This is a genomic window from Clostridium sp. UBA5988 (genome assembly GCF_002435615.1).
Taxonomy (GTDB): domain Bacteria; phylum Bacillota; class Clostridia; order Clostridiales; family Clostridiaceae; genus Clostridium_J; species Clostridium_J sulfidigenes.
Genome location: NZ_DJBA01000012.1, coordinates 1 through 23145 on the forward strand (window position 1 = coordinate 1; position 23145 = coordinate 23145).

Annotated in this window: 20 protein-coding genes and 1 other annotated feature; of the genes, 17 read left to right on the forward strand and 3 right to left on the reverse strand. The window is 28.5% G+C overall.

Going from position 1 to position 23145, the window contains the following annotated elements; genetic code table 11:
- Window positions 1-68 precede the first annotated feature (68 nt).
- Window positions 69-338, forward strand: a binding site (T-box leader).
- Window positions 339-539: 201 nt separating this feature from the next.
- Window positions 540-1874 carry a branched-chain amino acid transport system II carrier protein gene (brnQ, locus tag B3J31_RS01560; protein ID WP_346867298.1) on the forward strand — a complete coding sequence of 445 codons (1335 nt, stop codon included), beginning with the start codon at window positions 540-542 and terminating at the stop codon, window positions 1872-1874.
- 147 nt (window positions 1875-2021) lie between these two features.
- Complete coding sequence (locus tag B3J31_RS01565) at window positions 2022-2789, forward strand: MerR family transcriptional regulator (RefSeq protein WP_346867299.1); 768 nt, start codon at window positions 2022-2024, stop codon at window positions 2787-2789.
- 96 nt (window positions 2790-2885) lie between these two features.
- On the opposite strand, the gene B3J31_RS01570 is transcribed toward B3J31_RS01565, so the two are convergent.
- Complete coding sequence (locus tag B3J31_RS01570; RefSeq protein WP_346867300.1) at window positions 2886-4616, reverse strand: WG repeat-containing protein; 1731 nt, start codon at window positions 4614-4616, stop codon at window positions 2886-2888.
- Window positions 4617-4817: 201 nt separating this feature from the next.
- Between B3J31_RS01570 and B3J31_RS01575 the strand changes: the two genes are divergently transcribed.
- From B3J31_RS01575 to pepF, 5 genes are all read left to right on the forward strand, one after another.
- Window positions 4818-5495 (forward strand): cytochrome c biogenesis protein CcdA, encoded by a 678-nt coding sequence (locus B3J31_RS01575; RefSeq protein ID WP_150843872.1) that lies wholly within the window; start codon window positions 4818-4820, stop codon window positions 5493-5495.
- Between the two features lie 9 nt (window positions 5496-5504).
- Window positions 5505-6095, forward strand: a complete 591-nt coding sequence (locus B3J31_RS01580; protein WP_346867301.1) for a TlpA disulfide reductase family protein — start codon at window positions 5505-5507, stop codon at window positions 6093-6095.
- Window positions 6096-6235: 140 nt separating this feature from the next.
- A complete protein-coding gene (locus B3J31_RS01585; protein ID WP_150843870.1) occupies window positions 6236-6565 on the forward strand; it encodes a winged helix-turn-helix transcriptional regulator in 330 nt (109 codons plus the stop codon).
- A 402-nt stretch (window positions 6566-6967) separates the two neighbouring features.
- Entirely contained in the window at window positions 6968-7390 is a 423-nt protein-coding gene (locus tag B3J31_RS01590; RefSeq protein ID WP_150843869.1) for a hypothetical protein, read from the forward strand.
- A gap of 80 nt (window positions 7391-7470) precedes the next feature.
- Complete coding sequence (gene pepF / locus B3J31_RS01595) at window positions 7471-9270, forward strand: oligoendopeptidase F (RefSeq protein WP_150843868.1); 1800 nt, start codon at window positions 7471-7473, stop codon at window positions 9268-9270.
- A gap of 169 nt (window positions 9271-9439) precedes the next feature.
- Here pepF and B3J31_RS01600 read toward each other — a convergent pair whose 3' ends face one another.
- Complete coding sequence (locus B3J31_RS01600) at window positions 9440-11131, reverse strand: FUSC family protein (RefSeq protein ID WP_167402982.1); 1692 nt, start codon at window positions 11129-11131, stop codon at window positions 9440-9442.
- Window positions 11132-11398: 267 nt separating this feature from the next.
- On the opposite strand from B3J31_RS01600, the gene B3J31_RS01605 reads away from it, so the two are divergent.
- The 7 genes from B3J31_RS01605 to B3J31_RS01635 all read left to right on the forward strand — a co-directional run bounded on the left by B3J31_RS01605 (window position 11399) and on the right by B3J31_RS01635 (window position 18921).
- Window positions 11399-12718 (forward strand): MATE family efflux transporter, encoded by a 1320-nt coding sequence (locus B3J31_RS01605; protein WP_346867302.1) that lies wholly within the window; start codon window positions 11399-11401, stop codon window positions 12716-12718.
- A 93-nt stretch (window positions 12719-12811) separates the two neighbouring features.
- On the forward strand, window positions 12812-13639 hold the full coding sequence (locus B3J31_RS01610) for a MerR family transcriptional regulator (protein ID WP_346867303.1): 828 nt from the start codon (window positions 12812-12814) through the stop codon (window positions 13637-13639).
- A 28-nt stretch (window positions 13640-13667) separates the two neighbouring features.
- On the forward strand, window positions 13668-14222 hold the full coding sequence (locus B3J31_RS01615; protein WP_150843864.1) for a histidine phosphatase family protein: 555 nt from the start codon (window positions 13668-13670) through the stop codon (window positions 14220-14222).
- An 89-nt stretch (window positions 14223-14311) separates the two neighbouring features.
- Entirely contained in the window at window positions 14312-14983 is a 672-nt protein-coding gene (locus B3J31_RS01620) for a response regulator transcription factor (RefSeq protein ID WP_346867304.1), read from the forward strand.
- A gap of 39 nt (window positions 14984-15022) precedes the next feature.
- On the forward strand, window positions 15023-16081 hold the full coding sequence (locus B3J31_RS01625) for a sensor histidine kinase (RefSeq protein ID WP_346867305.1): 1059 nt from the start codon (window positions 15023-15025) through the stop codon (window positions 16079-16081).
- 94 nt (window positions 16082-16175) lie between these two features.
- Window positions 16176-16946, forward strand: coding sequence for an ABC transporter ATP-binding protein (locus B3J31_RS01630; RefSeq protein WP_035133213.1), 771 nt, complete (start codon window positions 16176-16178; stop codon window positions 16944-16946).
- On the forward strand, window positions 16936-18921 hold the full coding sequence (locus tag B3J31_RS01635; protein WP_150843861.1) for an FtsX-like permease family protein: 1986 nt from the start codon (window positions 16936-16938) through the stop codon (window positions 18919-18921). The genes B3J31_RS01630 and B3J31_RS01635 overlap by 11 nt, the downstream gene beginning before the upstream one ends.
- A 63-nt stretch (window positions 18922-18984) precedes the next feature.
- Here the strand turns inward: B3J31_RS01635 and B3J31_RS01640 are convergent, their stop codons facing one another.
- Window positions 18985-19776 carry a lipid II flippase family protein gene (locus tag B3J31_RS01640; protein WP_150843860.1) on the reverse strand — a complete coding sequence of 264 codons (792 nt, stop codon included), beginning with the start codon at window positions 19774-19776 and terminating at the stop codon, window positions 18985-18987.
- 244 nt (window positions 19777-20020) lie between these two features.
- On the opposite strand from B3J31_RS01640, the gene nadA reads away from it, so the two are divergent.
- The 3 genes from nadA to nadC are packed head-to-tail and all read left to right on the forward strand — an operon-like array spanning window position 20021 to window position 23070.
- Entirely contained in the window at window positions 20021-20929 is a 909-nt protein-coding gene (gene nadA, locus B3J31_RS01645) for a quinolinate synthase NadA (RefSeq protein WP_346867306.1), read from the forward strand.
- A 1-nt stretch (window position 20930) separates the two neighbouring features.
- The gene (locus B3J31_RS01650; RefSeq protein ID WP_346867307.1) at window positions 20931-22253 is read left to right on the forward strand and encodes an L-aspartate oxidase; all 1323 of its coding nucleotides are present in this window, start codon (window positions 20931-20933) and stop codon (window positions 22251-22253) included.
- A complete protein-coding gene (nadC, locus tag B3J31_RS01655; protein WP_346867343.1) occupies window positions 22231-23070 on the forward strand; it encodes a carboxylating nicotinate-nucleotide diphosphorylase in 840 nt (279 codons plus the stop codon). Before B3J31_RS01650 ends, nadC begins: the two co-directional genes overlap by 23 nt.
- Window positions 23071-23145: the final 75 nt, after the last annotated feature.

Sequence of the window (23145 nt, forward strand, 5' to 3'; positions counted from 1 at the left end):
ATTAAAAAATATTAAAAAGTATTGACATAAGTTCAATATGCATATAATATTAATAGCATATAAATTCAAGAAATTCTATGAAGAGAAAAAGTAAGTAGTATTTTTGTTCCAAAGAGAGTTGGCATTTTGCTGAAAGCCAATGTTCAATATACAACTGAAAATCATCTCTGAGAAGCAACGCCGAAATATTTTAGTAGGTTTTGCCGGAGTCTTTCACCGTTAAAAGAAAAGCGTATTGTTAGATACGTATCTAAGTGTTGTAATTGAATCTATTAATGTAGTGTTTTTAGATTTGTTTACAGAATTAGGGTGGTAACGCGGTTTAACCCGTCCCTTGTTTTTCAAGGGACGGGTTTTTTATTTTACATTAGAATTAAAAATGTAAGTAAGTAAAGGCATAGAAGATCTTTTGGATGTATATCAGTGCTAAAGGAAGGGAAATAAGGCGCTAATAAACTGAAAAGGGGGAATATTATGGATATTCAAGGTGATATTATTAGCTAGTAGAAAATTCACAGCATAAACGAGGGGGAATAAAAATGAACAACTTATCAAAAAAAGATTTAGTATTAATAAGCTTAATGCTTTTCTCATTATTCTTTGGAGCCGGAAATTTAATATTTCCACCATTTCTAGGACAATTAGCAGGGGGAGCAACTTGGATTTCTATGGCAGGATTTTTTGTAACAGCAGTAGGATTTCCTATTTTAGGAGTAGTTGCAGTGGCGAAATCAGGGGGACTACATAATTTAACCAAAAGAGTTAATCCGTTATTTGCAAGTATATTTACAGTACTTATATATTTATCTATTGGTCCTTGTTTAGGCATTCCAAGAGCTGGAAGTTTACCTTTTGAGATGGCTGTAGCACCATATTTGCCAGAAAGTATATCAAAAATCTGGGCACTTTTTATATTTACTTTAATATTCTTTTCAGTGGCTTATTGGCTTTCATTAACCCCTGCTAAATTAGTGGATCGTATGGGTAAGTTTTTGACACCAATCTTATTAGTACTAATTTCACTAATTTTTATAGCATCAATTTTTAGACCATTAGGTAGTTATGGGGTAGCCACAGAAGAGTATGTAAATTCACCTTTTGTTAAAGGCTTTTTAGATGGATATTTAACTATGGATACCATAGCCGCTTTAAATTTTGGAATAGTTATAGCTTTAGCTATAAAATCTAAAGGCGTTAAGGATGAAAAAGCAATTATCTCCACATCTGTAAAGGCTGGTGTAGGTGCAGGCGGATTATTAGTAGTAGTTTATTCTATACTAGCACATCTAGGAGCAACTAGTGGAGGAAGATTTGGAGCTACAGAAAATGGAGCACAAACTTTAACAAATATCATGACTTATATATTTGGAAAACCAGGTGCTATACTATTAGCAGTGATATTTACATTAGCTTGTCTTACAACCTGTGTTGGACTTATAACTTCCTGTAGTCAATATTTTTCCGCATTAACTAATAAACTATCATATAAAAATTGGGTTAGAATATTATCACTTTCTAGTATGATTCTTGCCAATATGGGATTAACAAAAATTCTTGCTATATCAGTACCAGTATTAAATGCAATTTATCCAATAGCAATAATGCTTATAGTCCTTGCAATGCTAGATAAGTTTTTTAATGGAAGTACAGTGGTATATGGATTAACAATACTATTTACAGGAATTGTAAGTGTCGTTGATGCATTAGGACAAGTTGGAATGCAATGGAACTTTTTTTTGAATTTATTTAGCAAGTTACCTCTCTATTCTAAAGGATTAGGATGGGTGGTACCAGCACTAATTGGTATAGTATTTGGAACTGTATACAAATTAGTTGAAGAAAAAATAAGCTATAGTAAAGTAAGCGAATTATAAAAATACTCTATCACTATAATTTCCAACATAACCTAGAAGAAAGGCATGAGATAAGTATATTAAAATTATAAGGGGAATAATTTTAATAAAACTGTTGACATTCACGTTACGTAAAGCTGTATATTAAATATTAAGAGGAGTGAGAATATGGAATATACAGTGCAAAAATTAGGTAAGTTAGCAGGGATAAGTACAAGAACCCTTAGATACTATGATGAAATAGGTATTCTTAAGCCGGCAAGAATTAATTCATCAGGATATAGAATTTATGGGCAAGCAGAACTTGATAGACTGCAACAAATACTGTTTTATAGAGAATTAGGGGTTAGTTTAATAGATATAAAAAATATAATAAATGAACCTTCCTTTGATGGGATTAATGCACTTATAGAACATCGCCTTAAACTCCTTGATAAAAGAAGACAAATAGATTTGTTAATAGCTAATGTTGAAAAGACCATAGCTAACAAAAAAGGAGGAATTAAGATGAGCAATAAAGAAAAGTTTGAAGGGTTCAAACAAAAACTAATAGATAAAAATGAGAAGAAATACGGTAAAGAAATAAGAGCAAAATATGGTGATGAGGAAGTAAATAAATCTAATGCAAAAGTAAAAGCTATGTCAGAAAAAGAATATGAGGAAGTAACAAACCTGGCAGAAGAAATTATGAATACTTTAGCAGCAGCTTTTAAAACAGGTAATCCAGCTGGAGAACTAGCTCAGAAAACAGCAGAATTACATCGCAAATGGATAGAATATTACTGGAGCAGTTACAGTAAAGAAGCCCATGCAGGACTTGCCCAAATGTATGTGGATGATGAAAGATTTACAGCATATTATGATGCTAAACAACCAGGAATGGCAGCTTTTTTAAGGGATGCTATATTCATATATACAGGAACTGATAAATATTAATATAAACATTAAAATTTAAGGATATGAAAGGGTGTCTCCAAAGTGTAAGTTTACTAAAATAAACTTAAGGTAAGGCTTTGGAGACACCCTTATTCATCAATTAAATGAGTTATAAAAACTTCCCTTTTTACAAAGTAGAGAATCTATATCTGCAAAAGGAATTTTGAAGGTAACAAAACCAGCAGCATAAGGTGCAATCTCATAAGGTGCAAAAAATATATATAGATTATCTTCATCTACATAAAAGCTCTGGATACTAGTAATACCTTTAAAGCCATCTTCATATACATAAGAATATTGAGGGTCAGTTTTTATCATATTTTCTATGATTTTATTTATTTCATCTACCCAACGCGTAGTACAACTAAATAAATCAGATAAAGAATAAAACTCTCCAGTTTTTAAGTTAATACTTGGTGTGCTTCTAGTTGTCATTCCATGAGCAGCGCCAAAAGGATAATAATAGGTATTTATTTCTGGAATATATAAGTCTTTTTTAAAGAATAAAGTTTCAAAATTTCCATAGAGATTATAATCCAAAACTTCATTACTATCAACTATCTTAAGGGCACATAATTCCCTTAATTTTAAATTTATATTTTCAATTACTGTAGATGGAGTAGATTGATTAATTTGAGGATAATATACTAAATAATCTACATTAGGCTTATATTTCAGTTTTAGTATAGTATATTCATTATTTAATTTAATTCGATTATTGGGTTTATAGATTATATCACCCTTCTTATTCATATAATAAGGAATATAGTCTATATCGGCATAAACAATGTCACATTGAAGATCTAAGGTGCCAGTTCCTTTAACTACAGGTAGGTTTCTAACCATTCTACCACTAAGGTCTATAAAGAAACTATTTTCAAGATTATAAGCAGAGGCTAATCCATTTTTAAATTCTTGAATATCTAAAAATTTAAAATCTGTAAGGGTATTCCCCTTGTTGTCTCCTAACGCGTAGATACTATTAAAAGAAGTATTAACATTATTACCACGATAAATGCCTAGGGCAAATCTATTATCTCCAACATATCTTATGTCGTCATAAATGAAAGGATATAGAATATGATCAGATAAAGTTATAACTCCATAATTACCTTTATAATTAGGTGAGGTGCTTACTACCATGTATCCATCATTTACAGGAGAAGCAGATGTAAATTTAGGCTTTATAAGAACACCACCATATATGTCTACATAACCAATAAGCCCTCCTAGGCTTTCGGAAAAAGTAAATACACCTTCATTATAATTACCTACAAATTTATAAGGAAAGGTTGTAATAACAGTTCCACTTTTATCAATGACTTGATAGGTACCATCACGAGATTTAACTAGTGCATAGTTATTTTTAAAGTCACTACCTTCCAAATAATTTGGTGGTAGTACTTCATTACCATCCATATCTATATAACCATATAGTTGGTCATCTGAAGAAGTTTTAATACTAACAAGGGCTAGAGAATCACTATAGCTAGAGATAAAGTTATATGGATTTTTAGTAATTATTTTTCCGCCTTCATCTATAACACCCATAATGTCTCCTTGTACATATACAGCTCTAGATTCAACAAAGGGTTCTATAGAATTATATATAGGTGGAATTACATATTCCCCATTAATGTTAATAACACCACAATTATTATTTTTGCAAACTATAGCTAATCTATTTTCAGTGAAGCTTGATGCTGTAGAAAAGCTAGGTGATATAATAAAATTTCCTTTAGAATTAATATATCCATATAGGCTTCCTTTTTGTGTATTTGTTAGAGCTGGATATAAATCTACGCAAGATTCTTTGAAATCACTCATAAATACTCTCCTATTCATTACTTAATATTAGTGTATTTAAGTTTATTTAATATGTTTCAATGAATTTATAAAGTTTAACATTAATAAGAATTAAATATTACATATAGGTATATCATAATAAAGGTTACTAAAAGGTGACCAATTGAAAGGTTAAGTGTATATTGATATATTTAGTGTAAATAACTTTGAAAGGAGTAAGATATGGAATATATTTTATTATTTTTAGAAGGAATTATAACCTTCATATCTCCATGTATTTTACCAATGTTGCCTATATATATTTCTTACTTTGCGGGAGATAATAATTTAGAAGATGGAAAGAAAAATAATACTTTAATAAATGCTTTAGGATTTGTAATTGGTTTTACAATAATATTTACCCTATTAGGAACCTTAGCTGGAACTTTTGGAAGCTTTATTAGAAATTACTATACACTACTTAATATAATAGGTGGAACAATAATAGTTATATTTGGTCTAAACTACATGGGTTTACTTAGAATTCCATTTTTGGAGAGAAGCTTTAAGATGGATATGAAGATTAAATCTCTAAAATTTATCTCTTCAATCTTATTTGGAGTAGTTTTTGCCATTGGATGGACACCATGTGTAGGTACATTTTTAGGATCAGCCCTGATGATTGCTGCTAATAGTCAGCAGGTTTTAAAGGGTGCTTTAATGCTATTTGTTTATAGTATAGGATTAGGAATCCCCTTTATTATATCTGCTATTTTGATAGGAAAATTAAAGGAAACCTTAGATTTTATAAAAAGAAATTATAAAATAATTAATAGGATTTCTGGAATAATTCTTGTAGTTATAGGAATTGCAATGATGACAGGATATTTAAATAAAATACTTTCAATTTTAAGTTTTTAGGAGGAAGTTATGAAAAATAAAAATATAATTATATGGATTATAGGTTTCGTTATATTTTTTATATTGGTTTATTTAGGATATAATGAACTATCATCTCGATATAATAAAAATGAGAAAAATAACAATAAAGGAATAAGTGATAGTCTTATCACTGGTGAGGAAGGGAATACAGAGGATACAAAGGCCAAAGCTATAGATTTTACAGTATATGATGAAGATGGAAAGGAAGTTAAACTATCAGATTACAAGGGTACACCATTGGTACTAAACTATTGGGCTAGTTGGTGTGGACCTTGCCAGAGTGAAATGCCTCTATTTAAGGAATCAAATGATAAATATGGAGATAATGTTAAAATATTAATGATAAATATGACAGATGGGCAAAGAGAAACTGTAGAAAGTGCTAAAAAGTTCATGGTGGATAATGGATATGATATGCTCACTTTATATGATAAGGATTTAGACTTTGCTAATAAATACAATGTTTCAAATATACCAAGAACTGTTTTTATAGATAAGGAAGGATTCATCACTATGGAGAGAATTGGAATAGTCAATGAAGAGTTTTTAGATGCTATGATAGAGAGAATTAAGAAATAGATAAAACTATTAATAATTAGTGAAAAAAGTGTATTAAGAGTAGCTAAAGAAAAATGATACAGGTATAATATATACTTAATAGCGTATACTTATTTAATTATATAAAAGTTTTTACAGGTATATACTAAAGGAGAGAAGTTATGTTTGTAGCAAATAATGAAGAATATCACTGCCCAGTAGAAGCTTTAGCAAATATTTTAGGTAAGAAGTGGGTAACTAATATAATTTGGTCACTAAGTAAGGATAGTAAAAGATTTGGAGAATTAAATCGTCGAATGAAGGGTTGTAGTAAGAAAATGCTATCTCAGCAGCTAGAAATTCTTATAAACAGCGAGATCATAGATAATGAAAAAGAGATAAACAACAATCAAGTAGAGTCAGTTTATTATCTTACACCTAAAGGGAAATCCTTACTTCCAACTATTGAGCAAATGGTTTTGTGGGGTGAAAAAAATTTGCCTTGCAAGTAAGATTGTAATATAAATGAGAGAAATTAAAATTAATTAAAAGGATATCTTAAGGCTATTGAGTAAGTTAGCTAAGATATCCTTTTATATTAAGCTTACAATTAAATTCAGGTTTTAAAGTATTAATAAAATAAGTTATAATGATTATTAGTAATGATAATTTAAACTATTTAAATATGAATCTATTTTAAAATATACCTATTTAAATAGGTAACTATATAACTATATAAATATATAACTATTTAAATAGTTGTTCTGTTCATGCGGGTTTCAGGAGTTTGTCATTTAAATAGAGGATTAAAAACATGCTAAAATATGAAGATTTAATAGCTATATTGTTAGTTCTTTTTATTAGTATGATAAGTTAAAAAGCAAACACATAAGAGGATTAAAAAGGAGCTTAAGATGGAAAACTACATAACTAAAGATAATGAATTTTATAATAATGTGGAGAATGCAGATAATTTAAGTAAGTATAAATTAGACATAGATGAAGCAATCAAAGCTATAATTTCTAAGGAAGATAGATTAGTTTTTGCCAGTGTAGTAAAGGTAGCTGATATTACTAATATAACTGTTTTTAAGTATCCTGAATTAAGAGGATATATTTTAGAAAAAATAAAGTTTGAAAAGGAAATTCAAGCTATAGATAAAAAAATAGATAGAGCCATAGTTAGATTAAATAAAGGAAATAGAAGAATTACTTTTATTTCATTAATGAATAGTTGTAAATTTAACGCTGATCATATATATAATAATCCATGCATAAAGGAGAAAATTAGAGCAGCTGTTATCGAAAACACTAGAAACTTCTGCAAAAGTAAGTAGATATTTTACAAAAAAATATATTAGGGTATAATATTGATTAAGGAAAATTTTATCATTAAATAGTAATATGGAGGTGCAATATGGCAACAATGGAAAAGATAAAGACAAGAGAAGAAGTAGAAGAAAAATATAAATGGAAAGTAGATAAAATGTACGCCACTGATGAAAAGTGGGAAGAAGATTTTAAAAAATTAAAGGAAAAATCTCCAAGTCTTTTAGAATTTAAGGGACATCTTAGTATAGGAGCTAAACTATTAGATTACTTACATCAATATGAAGAGATGGCAAGTTTATATGAGGATTTAGTAGTATATGCTCACTTAAGAAGTGATGAAAATAAATCTAACTCTAAATATCAGGTTATGATGGATAAAATATCTACTTTTGGAGCTGAATTTAGTGGAATAATTTCATTTTTCCTTCCAGAACTTTTAACTATGGAAGTGGAAGATATTAAGAAGCTTATAGAAAATACTTCTGGATTAAAACATTATGAAAGATATATTACAAATATATTTGAAGGTAAACCTCATATTTTAAGTGAAGCAGAAGAGAATATATTAGCAAATGTTAGTGATTGTCTAAGTGCGCCAAGTAATATATTCACTATGCTTACTAATGCTGATATAACCTTTCCAAAAATAAAGGATGAAGATGGTAACGAAGTAGAGCTTACAGCTTCAAATTATTCAGTATTTATCACAAGTAAAGACAGAAAAGTCAGAAAAGAAGCCTTTGAGGTACTATTTAAAACTTATAAGAATTATGAAAATACGGTGTCAACTTCGTATACTGCTTCTGTTAAGAACTTTATTTTTGAAAGTAAAATTAGAAAATATAACTCTTGTCTTGAAGCATCTTTAAAACCTAATAAAATTCCTGTGGAAGTATATAAAAATGTAGTAAACACAGTGAATAAAAGAATAGATTCCCTTCATAGATATGTAGAGTTAAAAAAGAAATTACTTAACTTAGATGAAATTCATATGTATGATTTATATGTGCCAATTATTGATGCACCAAAGTTTAATATAGCTTTTGAAGAAGGAGTAGCTCTTTGTGAAAAAGCGCTAGAACCAATGGGGAAAGAGTATATTGATATCTTTAGTAAAGGTGTTAAAGAAGGTTGGATTGATGTTTATGAGAACAAGGGAAAAAGAGGAGGAGCTTACTCTAGTGGTAGCTATACCTCTATGCCATATATCTTGTTAAACTATAAAAATCAAGTGAATGATGTGTCTACCTTAATTCATGAAATGGGGCATAGCATACACTCCTATTATTCAAGAAACAATCAACCATATACCTATGCTGATTATGAATTATTCTGTGCTGAAGTGGCATCTACTACTAATGAGTGTTTATTGATAGACTATTTAATAAAAAATGAAAAAGATAAAGCTAAAAGATTATATTTAATAAATCAACAACTTGAAGGAATTAGAACTACTGTATTCAGACAGACCATGTTTGCAGAGTTCGAAATGATTGTCCATGAAAAAATGGAGCAGGGTGAAGCTTTATCTAGTGATGATTTATGCAAGATTTATCATGACTTAAATGTTAACTACTTTGGAGATACTATGGTAGTGGATAGTGAAATTGACATTGAATGGGCAAGGATTCCTCATTTTTATAGAGATTTCTATGTATATCAATATGTAACAGGTTTTGCAGCAGCTAACTCTTTCTATGAAAAAATTCTTAATGAAGGGGAAGAGGCAGTTGAAAAATATAAAGGCTTCTTAAAAGCTGGATGTAGTGACTATCCAATTGAAATACTAAAAAAAGCTGGGGTAGATATGACTACACCAAAGCCTTTAGAAGATACTATTAATAGATTTGATGAACTTTTGGCTATGCTTGAAAAAGAATTATAAGAAATATTATACTTGGAATATTGGAAAGTGACTTAAAATATATTAAGATTTTTTAGGTTATAATAGTAAATAAAGATGATTTTAAAGTAATTATGTACTTTGAAATCATCTTTATTTTTTATTGCAATATAAAAATTGCTATTATGTGTTTAAAAAATTATCAACTATATTAAAGTTCACTAATGCATTTTTCCATATTAAATGATAAGTGATTATAATATATGCTGTTTACTAATATTCTTTGATTATTTATGAAATTTTTTTCTTTACTGCAGTCTTTTCCAAAGTTAATTAGTTCCATTCTATCTTGTATAAAGGCAGGTAATAAAAATAGATTCATTATGCCATGTTCGCTTTCCATATCCTTTATATCAGTAATCATTTGATTAACAAGTCCATTATAGGTTTTTACTAACTTTTCACTACCATCCTTAATTTTATAAGGGAGTATGTACTTATTAACTAATAATGCTATTCCAGTTCCCATTATAACAAACATTATTCTTATCAAGGTAATTTTAACAAGAGCACCAGATAATGCAATTGTAGCTATTGATGATACTGTAATGCATATAACTAAGTATTTGTAATTTGTTGCAAAAGGATTTAAATACCCAGTTAAAAGAATTATTAAAAATCTAGCATTAGGATTTTTTATTAAAGTAAATAAAATAATTATTAATAAAGCTCCTATTAATGTTCCTTCTATTCTTTGCCTTGATTTTATCTTACAGTTCTCTGAGTATGGTTGAATTAAGGCAAATATAGTATAAGTAAGCCATCTTCCTTCTGGTAGCTTAAAATATTCAGTTATAAAAGCTGTTAAAGCACCAGCAATACCTAATTTTACTCCATAGGATACTCTTAAGTCCCATATATTGAAATTTCTTTTTCGAATATATAAATTTTGAAAGTGATTTGGTATTCTTTCGCTATAGTCTATAGAAATTTTATTTTTTTTATTTAAATTTTCCATTTGGCACATTAGGCTGCTTAGTGTTTCTATTATGTTTTTAAATTCTTGTACATATAGCATATTTGAGTCAATATTTAAGTAATTTACACATAAATTATTAGAATTATAGTTTTTATTTTTTATATTTTTCAAGGAAGTGTATAAATCTCCTAAAAAATATATATAGTTTTCGTTTTTATTTTCAAGTTTTAATTTATCTAATAAAATATTAAATCGTTCTATTGTACATATTATATTAGTTATAATCTTTCCATCATTAGTTAAATAAAAGTTCTTTACTCTTTTATCATACACCATCTTTTTTAAAGTTTCTATAGACTCTTCTATACTTAAGCTGATAGTGTTTAAATCTAAGTTTTCTTTTAATAGATTAAGTTTTAATAATACATTTTCTAAAATGTTGTCTATTTTTTTTATACCTACTTTGGACAATTTATCCTTATTAACTAACAATTGAATGGCCATGGTAAATAATGCTCCAAAAGCTAATGCTAATATTCTCTTTGAAAAATCATTACCATATACTGGCGTATATAGCATAAATAAGTATTGTAGTCCAAAAGGGGCAACCATAGATTTTCTTAAATTATAACTGAATAGATATCCTAGGGTAAATAATACTAGAAAATTTACAATTATACCTATCCATATATTGCCACATGATAAAAATGCGGATATTCCTAAAATTAAATTTATAACTAATAATTTACTTAAATTAGCCCATAGACATGTTGTTAAATCTCTTTCTAATAAACATAAGGCTACTGTTATTATTCCAACTCCAAGAAGTTTATTGGCATCACCAAAAATACCAGTAAAAACATTAATGAATAAGATAATAGCAATAAATAATATGGTTTTTGTTAATACATTCTTTTTATTCATTCTACTTCTCTCCTTTTTTGATATACAAGAAGCAATATTATCATAAGTAAAATATAAATTGCAACAATAAAATTAATTATTTTTCTTTAGACCCTTATTTTATGCAATTAACATATGCAGGTGTATAAAATATTTACAAAGATAATAATAATCTATTCATTAGATAGATATAAAATTTATGGATATATATGAAAAAAACTATTGACTCTATACTAAGGATAGACTTTATTATGTATAAGGTAGTATAAAAAACAAAGGAGATAAATTATGGAAAAAAAGAATAGATTGAAAGAGTTTTTTAAATATGCAGTGCCTTCTGCCCTTGCCATGTTCATATCATCTTTATATACAGTAGTAGATGGAATATTTGTTGGTCAAGGTGTTGGTGATTTAGCATTGGCATCAGTAAATATTGTACTTCCCTTTACCGTGATGTTATTTGGACTTGCTTCAATGTTTGCCATAGGTGGAGGAACTTTAGTGTCTAAAAACATAGGTGCAAAGAATATAGATAGAGCAGTAGTTATTTTTAGACAAGTATTTAAGTTTCTTTTAATAGCCAGTAGTATTATAAGTATTACCTGTATTATATTCACAGAACAAATAGTAACTATTTTAGGAGCAACAACTAGTTTAAAAGGATTAGCAGTGGAATATTTAAGATTTTATGCAATCTTTTGTATCCCTAACTTGATAGGAATAGTACTAAGTAGTTTTGTAAGAAATGATGGAAGGCCAAAGCTTGCCATGATATCAACAATTGCAGGAGCAGTAACTAATATTATCTTAGATTATATATTTATATTTAAATTTGGATTAGGCATAAAGGGAGCTGCAATAGCTACAGGTCTTGGTCAAATTATTACAGTATCTGTGTTATTGCCACATTTTCTTATGAAGAAAGGTTATTTAACCTTTGGTAATGTAAAAATAAATAAAAGTGATTTAAAAGAATTTTGTTTAATTGGATTTCCGTCTTTTTTTGCTCAAGGAAGTTATTCAATAATGGTATTAATACATAATATTGTTTTAGTTATGTTTATTGGAGAAAAAGGAATTTCAGCCTATAGTATAATTAACTATATAACAACAAATATATATATGGTTCTTTATGGCTTGACTTTAGGAGTACAACCTCTTATTAGCTATAATTTTGGTAAAAAAGATGGAGAACAAATGCTAGGATTTTTCAAGATAACATGTATATCTTCAACAATAATTAGTGGTTTCTCTGTTATAATATGTTTTATATTTGGTCCAGCACTTATAGGTATATTTACAGCAGATCCTGTAATTGCAAATCTTGCATATATAGCACTTAGAATAGCAAGTGTAAGTTATTTTGCCGTTGGAATAAATTTAAATACATTAGTTTATTTCCAAGCCTTAGAGATGCCAAAATACTCAAATTTAAGTTGTCTTTTAAGGTCTGTTATATACTTGCCAATTTCACTAATGATACTTTATAAAGTCTTTGGAACAAATGGAATTTGGGCAGGTACAATATTATCAGAAAGCCTTACATTTATAACTATAAGTATAGTGGCTAATATAAGAGTATCTACTAAAGAAGTTTTAAGTGCATAGAATTTAGAATAGTAGAGGGCTGTCCAAAATTTAAGGATTTTTGGACAGCCTATTTTTGAAATTTAGGATATAATAATAATGGGGTGAGAGTATATGGATACAAGATTTTCAATTGGTGAAGTATCTAAATTACATAATATTTCTATACAAACATTGAGGCATTATGACAAAATTGGATTGTTAAAGCCTGCCTATGTAAATGAAAAGAGTAAGTATAGATACTACTCAGTAAAACACTTTATAATTTTAGATTTGATAAAACAATGTAAAGCTATGGGGTTATCCTTAGATGAAATAAAAATACTAGTTAATAATTACACCTCCATTAACTCTATTTTAGATATAATAACAAAGCAAAAAGAAATAGTAGAAGAAAAGATAAAAGAGTTAGATAGCATAAAAAATAATATATGTTTCTTAGAGGATAGAATTCAAACAGTATTAAAAGAAGGAATAAATGAGCCTTTTATAAAATATTGTACTGAGAGAAAATTTATAAAATATAGTAATACCCATAGATATACAGAAGAATTTGAAATAAATCTATCTAAAACCTTAGGATATATAGAAAAAAAATACGGAAGCACTAATAAAGAGTTAGTTTTTCCAACATCCTATGAAGACTTTAAAAATCAAGAAAAGTTAACTTATAATAATTTAATGATAAGTATAAATGAAAACATGGATATAGATGAAAAGAAAGTAATTACACTAAAATCAGGAAATTATATTACAATAAACTTTGATGACGATTATAAAGATACAAGCAAATATTACAGAAAGTTAGTTGAGTATATTGAAAAAAATAATATAATAGTTAGTGGAAGTTTTTATGAGATATACATAATGACAAGATGCGGGATAGATAAAGAAGAAAAAGCTTTAGGACAAATTCAAATTTTAATAGATGAGAATAAGTAATTTAAAATGACAATATAGGAGAGATAGCATGAAGAACATTTATTTAATTAGACATTGTAAGGCATATGGACAGCCAGCTGAGGCAGAGTTAACAGAGGTTGGTATAGATCAAGCATTAGAATTAAAGGACTATTTATTAAAGTATAATATTAATTATATTGTATCTAGTCCCTATGTAAGGGCTATAAAGACAATAACACCCTTTGCAAAGCATTTAGGGTTAGAAGTAAATATTGATGAAAGAGTAAGAGAAAAGTTATTGCTACCTTATGTGGTAGATGATTACACACCTTATTTATTAGCAGCCTATGAAGATATGGATATAACCTTTCATGGAGGAGAATCTTCAAATGAAGCTACTAAAAGGGCCATTGAAGCTTTAACTGATATTTTAAAGCTAGAAGAGGAAAATGTAGCAATAGTCACCCATGGAGAGTTATTTTCTTTAATAATGAGGTACTTTGATAAGATTTCAGGTTTTGATTTTTGGAAGAACTTAAGTAATCCAGATGTATATTTATTGAGATTTGAAACTAAGGATATAAAAAGTATTGTAGATATTAAGAGAGTATGGAAGTCTTAGAATAAGATAAAAATTTTCTTTGAAAAAACATAATAGATTTTGTTAAAATAAACCAAATTACATATAATCATAGATGAGGTGGTTAACTTATGAAAGAAAAGATTTTTATTATTGAAGATGAAGAAAAGATTAGAAGAGAACTAAGTACTTTTTTAAATAGATATGGGTATGACATTATAACCTCTGATAATTTTGAGAACATAGTAGAGGAGGCTTTAGAGACAGAACCTAATTTAGTATTGTTAGATATTAATTTACCTTATTATGATGGGTACTATATCTGTAGAGAAATAAGAAAAACTTCTAGTGTGCCTATTATTGTTGTAACTAGTAGAGATAGTGATATGGACGAATTAATGAGTATGAATCTAGGGGCTGATGATTTTATTACTAAACCATATAACACTGAAATATTATTAGCTAGGATTGCATCAATTATTAGAAGAACTTATAGAAGTAATGATATGGAGATTTTTGATTGTAGAGGACTTAAATATAATCTTTCTACCAGTGAAATAGAGTTTGATGATAAAAAACAAGAATTAACTAAAAATGAAAGTAAAATTCTCTATACATTAATTAAAAGTAAGGAAAAGATAGTATCTAGAGATGAACTTATGAAATGTCTATGGCAATCTGATGAGTTTGTAGATGATAATACTTTAACTGTAAACATAAATAGACTAAGAAAAAAATTAGAGGAAATAGGAGCTGTTGGCTATTTACAAACTAAAAGAGGTCAGGGATATATTTTAGCTTAGAACATTAAAATAAGTTAAACCTAAAGGAAGGAAATTTTAATGAGTTTTAAAGAGTATATAAAAGAAAAAATTGTTTTTTTGATTATAAATGCAATAATTTTTCTATTTACAGGAATATTGTTAAAAGCATTAAAGGTAGATATCTATGCCATTTTTTTTGTGGAGGTTCTGAATTTTATAGGCTCATCCCTGTTTTATATATTTGATTATTTTACAAAAAGAAAATTTTATAATAATCTTTTGCAAGGCTTAAATAATCTAGATAAGAAATATCTTATTTCTGAAGTTATAGAGGAGCCTAACTTCTTAGAGGGAAGAATTTTATACGAAGTAATTCAAGAGACAGATAAGGCTATGAATGATGAAATATCTACATTAACCATTAAAAATAGTGAATATAAAGATTATATAGAGTTGTGGGTTCATGAAATTAAAACACCTATTGCATCTAGTAGATTAACCATAGAAAATAACCCATCTCCCATTACAAAGAGTATAGAGGAAGATTTAGATAAGGTAGAAAATTATATAGAGCAAGCTCTTTTTTATACTAGAAGTAATAATATTGAGAAGGATTATATGATTAGAGAGATTAGTCTTAAAAACTGTATTAATGCAACAATAAAAAGAAATGCTAGAGTTCTTATTGAGAAAGGAATTAAAATTGAAATTGATAATGTAGATAAAACTGTTTATGCTGATAGTAAATGGGTAGAATTTATATTAAATCAGATTATATCAAATTCTATTAAATATATGAAATTCCCTAAGAGGAGTAGAGAAAACTCATTAGATGAAGAGAATAAAAAACAAGACACTATTAAAATATATTGCATAGAAAAGGCGGAGGACATTATTTTAAGCATAGAAGATAATGGTATAGGTATTGGCGAAAGCTCTATTGGTAAAGTATTTGAAAAAGGGTATACTGGAGAAAATGGAAGAATCTTTGGAAAATCAACAGGAATAGGCTTATATCTTTGTAAAAATCTCTGTGAAAAATTAGGACTTGGTATAAAGATAAGGTCTAAAGCTTATAAAGGTACTACAGTATCTATCTTGTTTCCTATAAATAAAATGTTCATATTAAAAGATTAACCTAACAAAAATGTAAGATTTCTGTTAGGTTTTTCTATGGATGGATATTTTCTATACATGTAATATATAGGTATAGAGAACAGGAGGAAAGAAAATGAATAAAGAAGTATTAAAAGTAAGTAATATAGAAAAGTACTATGGAAGTAATGGTAATATAACTAAGGCCATAAATAATATTAGTTTCTCTGTGGAAGAAGGAGAATTCATAGGAATAATGGGGGCTTCCGGTAGTGGAAAAACAACTTTGCTAAATTGTATATCCACCATAGATAAGGTAACTAGTGGTCATATACATATTGAAGGAAAGGATGTAACTTCAATAAATTCTAAGGGATTAGCTAGATTTAGACGAGAAAATTTAGGTTTTATATTTCAAGACTTTAATCTTTTAGATACCTTAACTGCCTATGAAAATATTGCATTAGCACTAACTATTGGAAAGGTAAATCACAAAGAGATTAATAGAAGAGTTGAAGAGGTTGCTAAGAGTTTAAATATAGAGGAAGTCTTAAATAAATATCCCTATGAAATGTCAGGTGGTCAAAAACAAAGAGTAGCATCAGCTAGAGCTATAATTACAAATCCATCTTTAGTTCTTGCAGATGAGCCTACAGGTGCTTTAGATTCAAAATCAGCAAAGATGTTACTAGAAAGCTTGGAGGAGCTTAATACTAATTTAGGAGCTACTATTATGATGGTAACTCATGACGCCTTTACAGCTAGCTATGCTAGTAGAATTCTGTTTATAAAGGATGGTAAAATATTTAATGAGTTAATTAGAGGAAAGGATTCAAGGAAGGAATTCTTTAATAAGATAATTGAAGTGGTAACTCTACTTGGAGGTGACCAAAGAGATGTATTTTAAATTAGCTGCTAGGAATCTAAAAAGAAGTTTTAAGGATTATACTATATATTTCTTAACTCTAGTATTTGGGGTATGTATATTTTACACCTTTAACTCCATTGAAGCTCAAAGTATTTTAATGGAAGTTAGTGAAATGCATAAAAATATGTTTCACTTAATAAGTAAAATTATGGGGGTGGCATCAATATTTATTTCCTTTATATTAGGATTTTTGATAGTCTATGCCAATAATTACTTAATTAAAAGAAGAAAAAAGGAATTTGGAGTTTATATGACCTTAGGTATGGAAAACTCTAGATTATCCTCCTTATTATTTATAGAGACTATGATGATAGGAGTAATTTCTTTAGCATTAGGTCTTATATTAGGAATATTTTTATCACAAGGCCTATCTGTAGTTACAGCAAAACTTTTTAAAGTGGATTTAACAGGGTTTAGATTTATATTTTCTATGGATGCCTTTATAAAAACTATCCTTTGCTTCGGCGTTATATACCTTATAATTCTTATTTTTAATTCCATTATAGTAAGAAAAGTAAAACTAATAAATCTATTAACTTCTGCTAAGTTTAATGAAAAAATGAAAATAAAAAATATATGGACTTCTGTAGTTATATTTATAATTAGTGTAATAACCATAGGAAGTGGATATTACATAGTGCTTAAAAATGGAATATCTAGTTTTGATAAAAATATATTAATAGCCATTGCACTTGGAGCTGTAGGAACATTTCTATTTTTCTTTTCCCTTGCAGGATTCTTACTCAAGGTAGTTCAAAGTAGTAAGAAGTTTTATTTAAGAAATTTAAATATGTTTGTGTTAAGACAAATAAATAGTAAAATTAACACTACCTTTATATCTATGACCTTTATATGTTTGATGCTATTTGTAGCTATATGTACTCTTTCAGGAGGACTTGGAATTAGTACCGCTATGAATACTGAAATTGAGGATTTAACTCAATTCGATATGAGTTTTTGGGACAATGAAGGAGAAGATGTAGACACTGTGTTAAAAAAATATAATGTAGATATATCAAAATATGAAGATAACTATGTAAGCTATAAGGAATATGATAGTGGAGTTAACTATAGAGATTTTTTAAGTGAAAAAAGCTTAGAAGATGGAAATAAATATTATCCTGTATTTAAGAATTTACCAATTAGTGTTATGAAGGTATCAGATTTTAATAAAATAATGAAAATGTTAAATAGAGAGGAAGTAAAACTTAAGGTTGGAGAATATGCGGTCTTTGGTGATATAAGCGATATGATTAAAAGTTTACAAGAAACTGTAGATAGTGGAAAAGAAATTACTATAGGTGGTAATAAACTAAAACCATATCATGGTAATGTTTTAGAGGTAGTAACTTATTCTTCTATGATGAAGCAAAATATTTGTGTATTTTTAGTAGAAGATTCTATAGTAGAAGGTCTAACTCCCACTAGGGGATATTTGAATTTAAACTATAGTGGAGATGGTAGTAAAATAAGAGAAGCTTTAGATGTTAATATTAGAGAATATAATGGCAATGATGATTTAAATACTAGATATATTACTAAGGAAGAAATTAAGGAGCAGTCTACAGGAATAGGAGCTTTAGCATCATACCTTGCCATATACATGGGAATCATATTCCTAATTACTTCAGCAGCGGTATTAGCCCTTCAACAGTTATCAGAATCTGCAGATAACACAGAAAGATATAATCTTCTAAGAAAAGTTGGAGTAGATGAATCTATGATAAATCACTCTGTATTAACCCAAGTAGCAATTTACTTTATGATGCCCTTATCTTTAGCTATAGTTCACTCTATAGTAGGATTAAAATTGGCTTCAGATATAGTAGCTATATTTGGAGGTGCAAGCATGGTGGATCATATAGTAGTTGCATCGGTGGTATTAGTAATAGTTTATGGTGGATACTTCTTAGCCACCTATTCTGGAAGTAAAAAAATGATTAAAGGAAATTAATAAAAAGATGTAAAGTAGCTAGGTTTGTATTCATACAAGCCTAGCTATTTTTACATTGAGAAATTAAAGAACTTTAGCTACAAATACTATTATATAAGAAGCTGGTATAAGCAGAGGAAGAGCGGCGAAGGTTCCAATAGTCTTACTTCCTATCATGGCAATAACACAGCTACGAAAATCTTCTTCAGGACACTTACCGTCTATTACATCATCAGTCATAATGGATAGTTGTGGATCTATAAAAATAGACATTAGGATTGTAGCAAATCCATTTATTACTGAGGATAAGGTTATACAAGTTGCCCTTAAGTCAGGAACTATGGTACCAGCATAAATTGGTGCTAAGGCTCCTACAGTTAATATTGCAACTGCAATTATATTATAAATTATTATTTTTAAAGGTAGCTTTTTAAAATTAATTTTAGTTACACTTTCTTTCACTGGAATTGAAATACAGTCCCTCATATAATGGACACCTGCCTTTGAAAAACTGTGCATAATTAGCTTGGGTATAGATTTATCAATAGAAAATCGGATTACACCTTTATAAAATAATCTTTGAAAAGTAGGAATTAGAAAGGCGCCTACTAGGGTAGCTATACCAGATACTATTATAATTAACTTAAAAAGGTTTAATACATCATTTCCACCTGTACTATTCTCAACAAACTTTGTTAATAGGGGAGCTTGAAAAGTTAAGGCTGTTCTTGATACTAAAGATAATATATTAAATACAGCAAAGGTTATTGCTATTTTACCTGTTCTAACACCTACAAGTCTTACAGAGTAAGCTAATGTTCCTATTATGGCAATTATAAAATTCAAAACTAAAACAATTATAATTTGAGTACTCAAAGTTATTCCTCCGTTCCACTTTCAAATATATCTATATTTTTACAACAATTAGAAATGTATTAATAGTATATAACATATTCAGAAATAAAACTAGATTATTAAATTATTATAAGAAGTACTAGGGGGTGGAAAATTCATATAAATATTTTCTAATATAACTTCACATATTATTGACAAGCTCCAAGATGGTGCTATACTAGGTGTATATACAGATGTATAGTTACATGACGGAGGTGTGTAAAATTTGGGTTTAAAAGAAGACATATTAAAGTTAAAAAAAGAGAAGAATGCTTTAGTTTTAGCTCATCTTTATGAAAAAGCAGAAATACAGGAAGTTGCAGACATAGTAGGAGACTCATATTTTTTAAGCAAGAAAGCTATGGAAAGTTCTAAAGATATAATAGTATTTTGTGGAGTAAAATTTATGGCTGAGAGTGCCAAAATATTATCACCTAATAAAAGAATATTAATTCCAGTAAATGATACTACATGTCCAATGGCAGATATGGCTACAGTAGATAAATTAAAAGCTATGAAATTAAGAAATCCTAAAGCAAAGGTAGTAACATATATAAATTCAAATGGAGATATTAAAGCGTTATCTGACGTTTGTGTTACATCATCCTCTGCTAAGTCAATTTTAAATAACATAGAAGAAGAAGAAATAATATTCCTTCCAGATAGAAATCTAGGTAGTTATTTGCAAGAAAATATACAGAACAAGAAGTTTATACTTTATGATGGGTTTTGTCCAGTTCATGAGAGAGTTGAAGAGGAAGAGGTTTTAACTTTAAAGAATAGGTATCCAAATTTTAAGGTGCTAGTTCATCCAGAGTGCTCTAAAAAAGTAAGAGATTTAGGAGATTTTATAGGAAGTACTTCTGAACTTATAGATTATAGTGTTCAAGATGGAACTAATGGATTTATAGTAGTAACAGAGGAAGGCGTTCTTTATCAGATGAAAGAAAAAAGTCCCAATAAAACCTTTATCCCTATTGAAAACGGAATGATTTGTCCCAATATGAAAAAAATATCAATGAAAGATTTATATAATTGCTTAATTAATGAGGAGTTTGAAGTGCATATTGAAGAGGAGCTAAGATTGAAAGCTCATAAATCTTTAGAAAATATGCATCTTCTATCTAATAAGTAAAATGAATAAAAAATATGATGTATTAATTATAGGGACAGGTATTGCAGGACTTTACACTGCTTGTAATTTGAAGGATAATCTTAGAGTTTTAATAATAACTAAAAATAAGCTAAGAGATTGCAACAGTTATTTAGCTCAAGGTGGCATTTCAACCCTAAGGGATATTGGAGACAAGGAAGCTTTTATAGAGGATACTTTAAAAGCTGGCAATTATAAAAATAAAGTGGAGGCTGTTACTCAGATAGTTGAAAATTCTACTGATAATATTAATAGATTATTGAGTTTAGGAGTAGATTTTGATAAGGACATTGATGAATTAAACTATACTAGAGAAGGTGGTCATAGTAAGTTTAGAATAGTGCATTCTAAAGATGAAACAGGTAAGGAAGTAATAGAAAAACTAATAAATAATGTTTCTAGTAAAGAAAATATAACTATATTGGAAGACACTACACTACTAGATATAATTCAATATAAAAATAGATGTATAGGTGGAATTATAGAACACTCAAATGAGATTATAACTATAAATGCTAAGGCGACAGTATTAGCTACTGGTGGCATTGGGGGGATTTTTAATTCTACAACAAATATAGAAACTATCACAGGTGATGGACTTAGTATTGCATTAAAGCACAATATTCTTATGAAGGATATATCCTATCTTCAACTTCATCCCACCGCATTATATGAAGAAGAAGTAAGGGGGCGAAAGTTATTACTATCAGAATCCCTTAGAGGAGAAGGGGGAGTAATAAGAAATGCATTGGGAGAAAAATTTGTAAACCCTTTACTACCTAGAGATATAGTCTCAAGAGAGATTTTAAAGGAAATATGTAAGACTCCACAAACACCCTATGTTTTTTTAGATATGACTAATAAATCTAAGGAGTTTTTAATAAATAGATTCCCATATATTTATGAGCAATGTTTAAAACGTGGTTATAGGATGGAGAAGGATTTATTACCAATTGCTCCAGCTCATCATTATTGCATGGGAGGAATTCAGGTTGATTTGAATTCAAAAACATCTATGAAAGATTTATATGCTATAGGAGAAGTTAGTTGTACTGGGGTACATGGTAGCAATAGACTAGCTAGTAATTCTTTATTAGAGGGCTTAGTTTTCAGTAGAAAGGCAGCGCAGCATATTAATTTACTTGTAGATGAAGGTGATGATAAACTAAGTGGAGAATTAGTTGAAAGAATTAATCTTAAGGCTATAAGTGATGTTAAAAATGCAAATGAAGAATATAAGTATAAGTTTATTAGTTATTTGAAGGGAAAGGTAAATGGTGAATATGTTAAACTTTTTAATTGTTGATGATATTATTAAGAGGGCTTTAAAAGAAGATAGTCCCTATGGAGATGTAACTGTATCAGCTATAGTTTCTCCCCTAGAAAGAGCTGAGGTTGATTTAATAGCTAAAGAGGATGGGATAATTTGTGGATTGGATATTTTTAAAAGGGTATTTGAAATCTTAGGAGAAGTTGAAGTGAATCTGTTTGTTAAAGATGGAGACTTAGTTAAGAATACTATGGTTATCGGTAAAGTAACAGGAAATGCTGGCAATATATTAGTAGGAGAAAGAATAGCCCTCAATTTACTTCAAAGAATGAGTGGTATTGCTACATTAACCAACAAATATGTAAAGAAGCTAGAGGGAGCTAATACAAAAATATTAGATACTAGAAAAACTACACCTAATTTAAGGATACTTGAAAAGTATGCAGTTAAAATTGGAGGAGGAGTAAATCATAGATTTTCCTTATCCGATGGAATACTTATTAAAGATAATCATATTGGATATGCAGGTGGCATAAAGGAAGCCATTGAGCTCGCTAAAAAGAATTCTTCTTTTGTAAGAAAAATAGAAGTTGAAACTGAAACTAAAGAGCAGGTTTTGGAGGCTCTAGAAGCAGGAGCCGATATAATTATGCTTGATAATATGAGTCCAGACTTAGCAAGGGATATGGTTAAACTAATTAATGGAAGAGCATTAACAGAGTGCTCAGGAAATATCACCTTAGATACTGTTACAGACTACGGCAAAACAGGAGTAGATTATATTTCCTCTGGAGAATTAACCCATTCTGTAAAAGCCTTTGATATTTCATTAAAAAACTTTAGAAAAATATAAATATAAAATGATATAATTGTTTTAAATATGATTACTATGTTGAAATATATGGTAATCATATTTTTTTAAATTAAT

Bases quoted from the DNA above. Each gene is read 5' to 3' on its own strand.
- B3J31_RS01610 (WP_346867303.1), top strand. From the start codon at position 12,812: ATGGATACAAGATTTTCAATTGGTGAAGTATCTAAATTACATAATATT.
- B3J31_RS01630 (WP_035133213.1), top strand. From the start codon at position 16,176: ATGAATAAAGAAGTATTAAAAGTAAGTAATATAGAAAAGTACTATGGA.
- B3J31_RS01580 (WP_346867301.1), top strand. From the start codon at position 5,505: ATGAAAAATAAAAATATAATTATATGGATTATAGGTTTCGTTATATTT.
- B3J31_RS01575 (WP_150843872.1), top strand. From the start codon at position 4,818: ATGGAATATATTTTATTATTTTTAGAAGGAATTATAACCTTCATATCT.
- B3J31_RS01565 (WP_346867299.1), top strand. From the start codon at position 2,022: ATGGAATATACAGTGCAAAAATTAGGTAAGTTAGCAGGGATAAGTACA.
- B3J31_RS01620 (WP_346867304.1), top strand. From the start codon at position 14,312: ATGAAAGAAAAGATTTTTATTATTGAAGATGAAGAAAAGATTAGAAGA.
- B3J31_RS01590 (WP_150843869.1), top strand. From the start codon at position 6,968: ATGGAAAACTACATAACTAAAGATAATGAATTTTATAATAATGTGGAG.
- B3J31_RS01600 (WP_167402982.1), bottom strand. From the start codon at position 11,131: ATGAATAAAAAGAATGTATTAACAAAAACCATATTATTTATTGCTATT.
- B3J31_RS01605 (WP_346867302.1), top strand. From the start codon at position 11,399: ATGGAAAAAAAGAATAGATTGAAAGAGTTTTTTAAATATGCAGTGCCT.
- B3J31_RS01615 (WP_150843864.1), top strand. From the start codon at position 13,668: ATGAAGAACATTTATTTAATTAGACATTGTAAGGCATATGGACAGCCA.
- brnQ (WP_346867298.1), top strand. From the start codon at position 540: ATGAACAACTTATCAAAAAAAGATTTAGTATTAATAAGCTTAATGCTT.
- B3J31_RS01625 (WP_346867305.1), top strand. From the start codon at position 15,023: ATGAGTTTTAAAGAGTATATAAAAGAAAAAATTGTTTTTTTGATTATA.
- B3J31_RS01570 (WP_346867300.1), bottom strand. From the start codon at position 4,616: ATGAGTGATTTCAAAGAATCTTGCGTAGATTTATATCCAGCTCTAACA.
- B3J31_RS01585 (WP_150843870.1), top strand. From the start codon at position 6,236: ATGTTTGTAGCAAATAATGAAGAATATCACTGCCCAGTAGAAGCTTTA.
- B3J31_RS01635 (WP_150843861.1), top strand. From the start codon at position 16,936: ATGTATTTTAAATTAGCTGCTAGGAATCTAAAAAGAAGTTTTAAGGAT.
- B3J31_RS01650 (WP_346867307.1), top strand. From the start codon at position 20,931: ATGAATAAAAAATATGATGTATTAATTATAGGGACAGGTATTGCAGGA.
- nadC (WP_346867343.1), top strand. From the start codon at position 22,231: ATGTTAAACTTTTTAATTGTTGATGATATTATTAAGAGGGCTTTAAAA.
- pepF (WP_150843868.1), top strand. From the start codon at position 7,471: ATGGCAACAATGGAAAAGATAAAGACAAGAGAAGAAGTAGAAGAAAAA.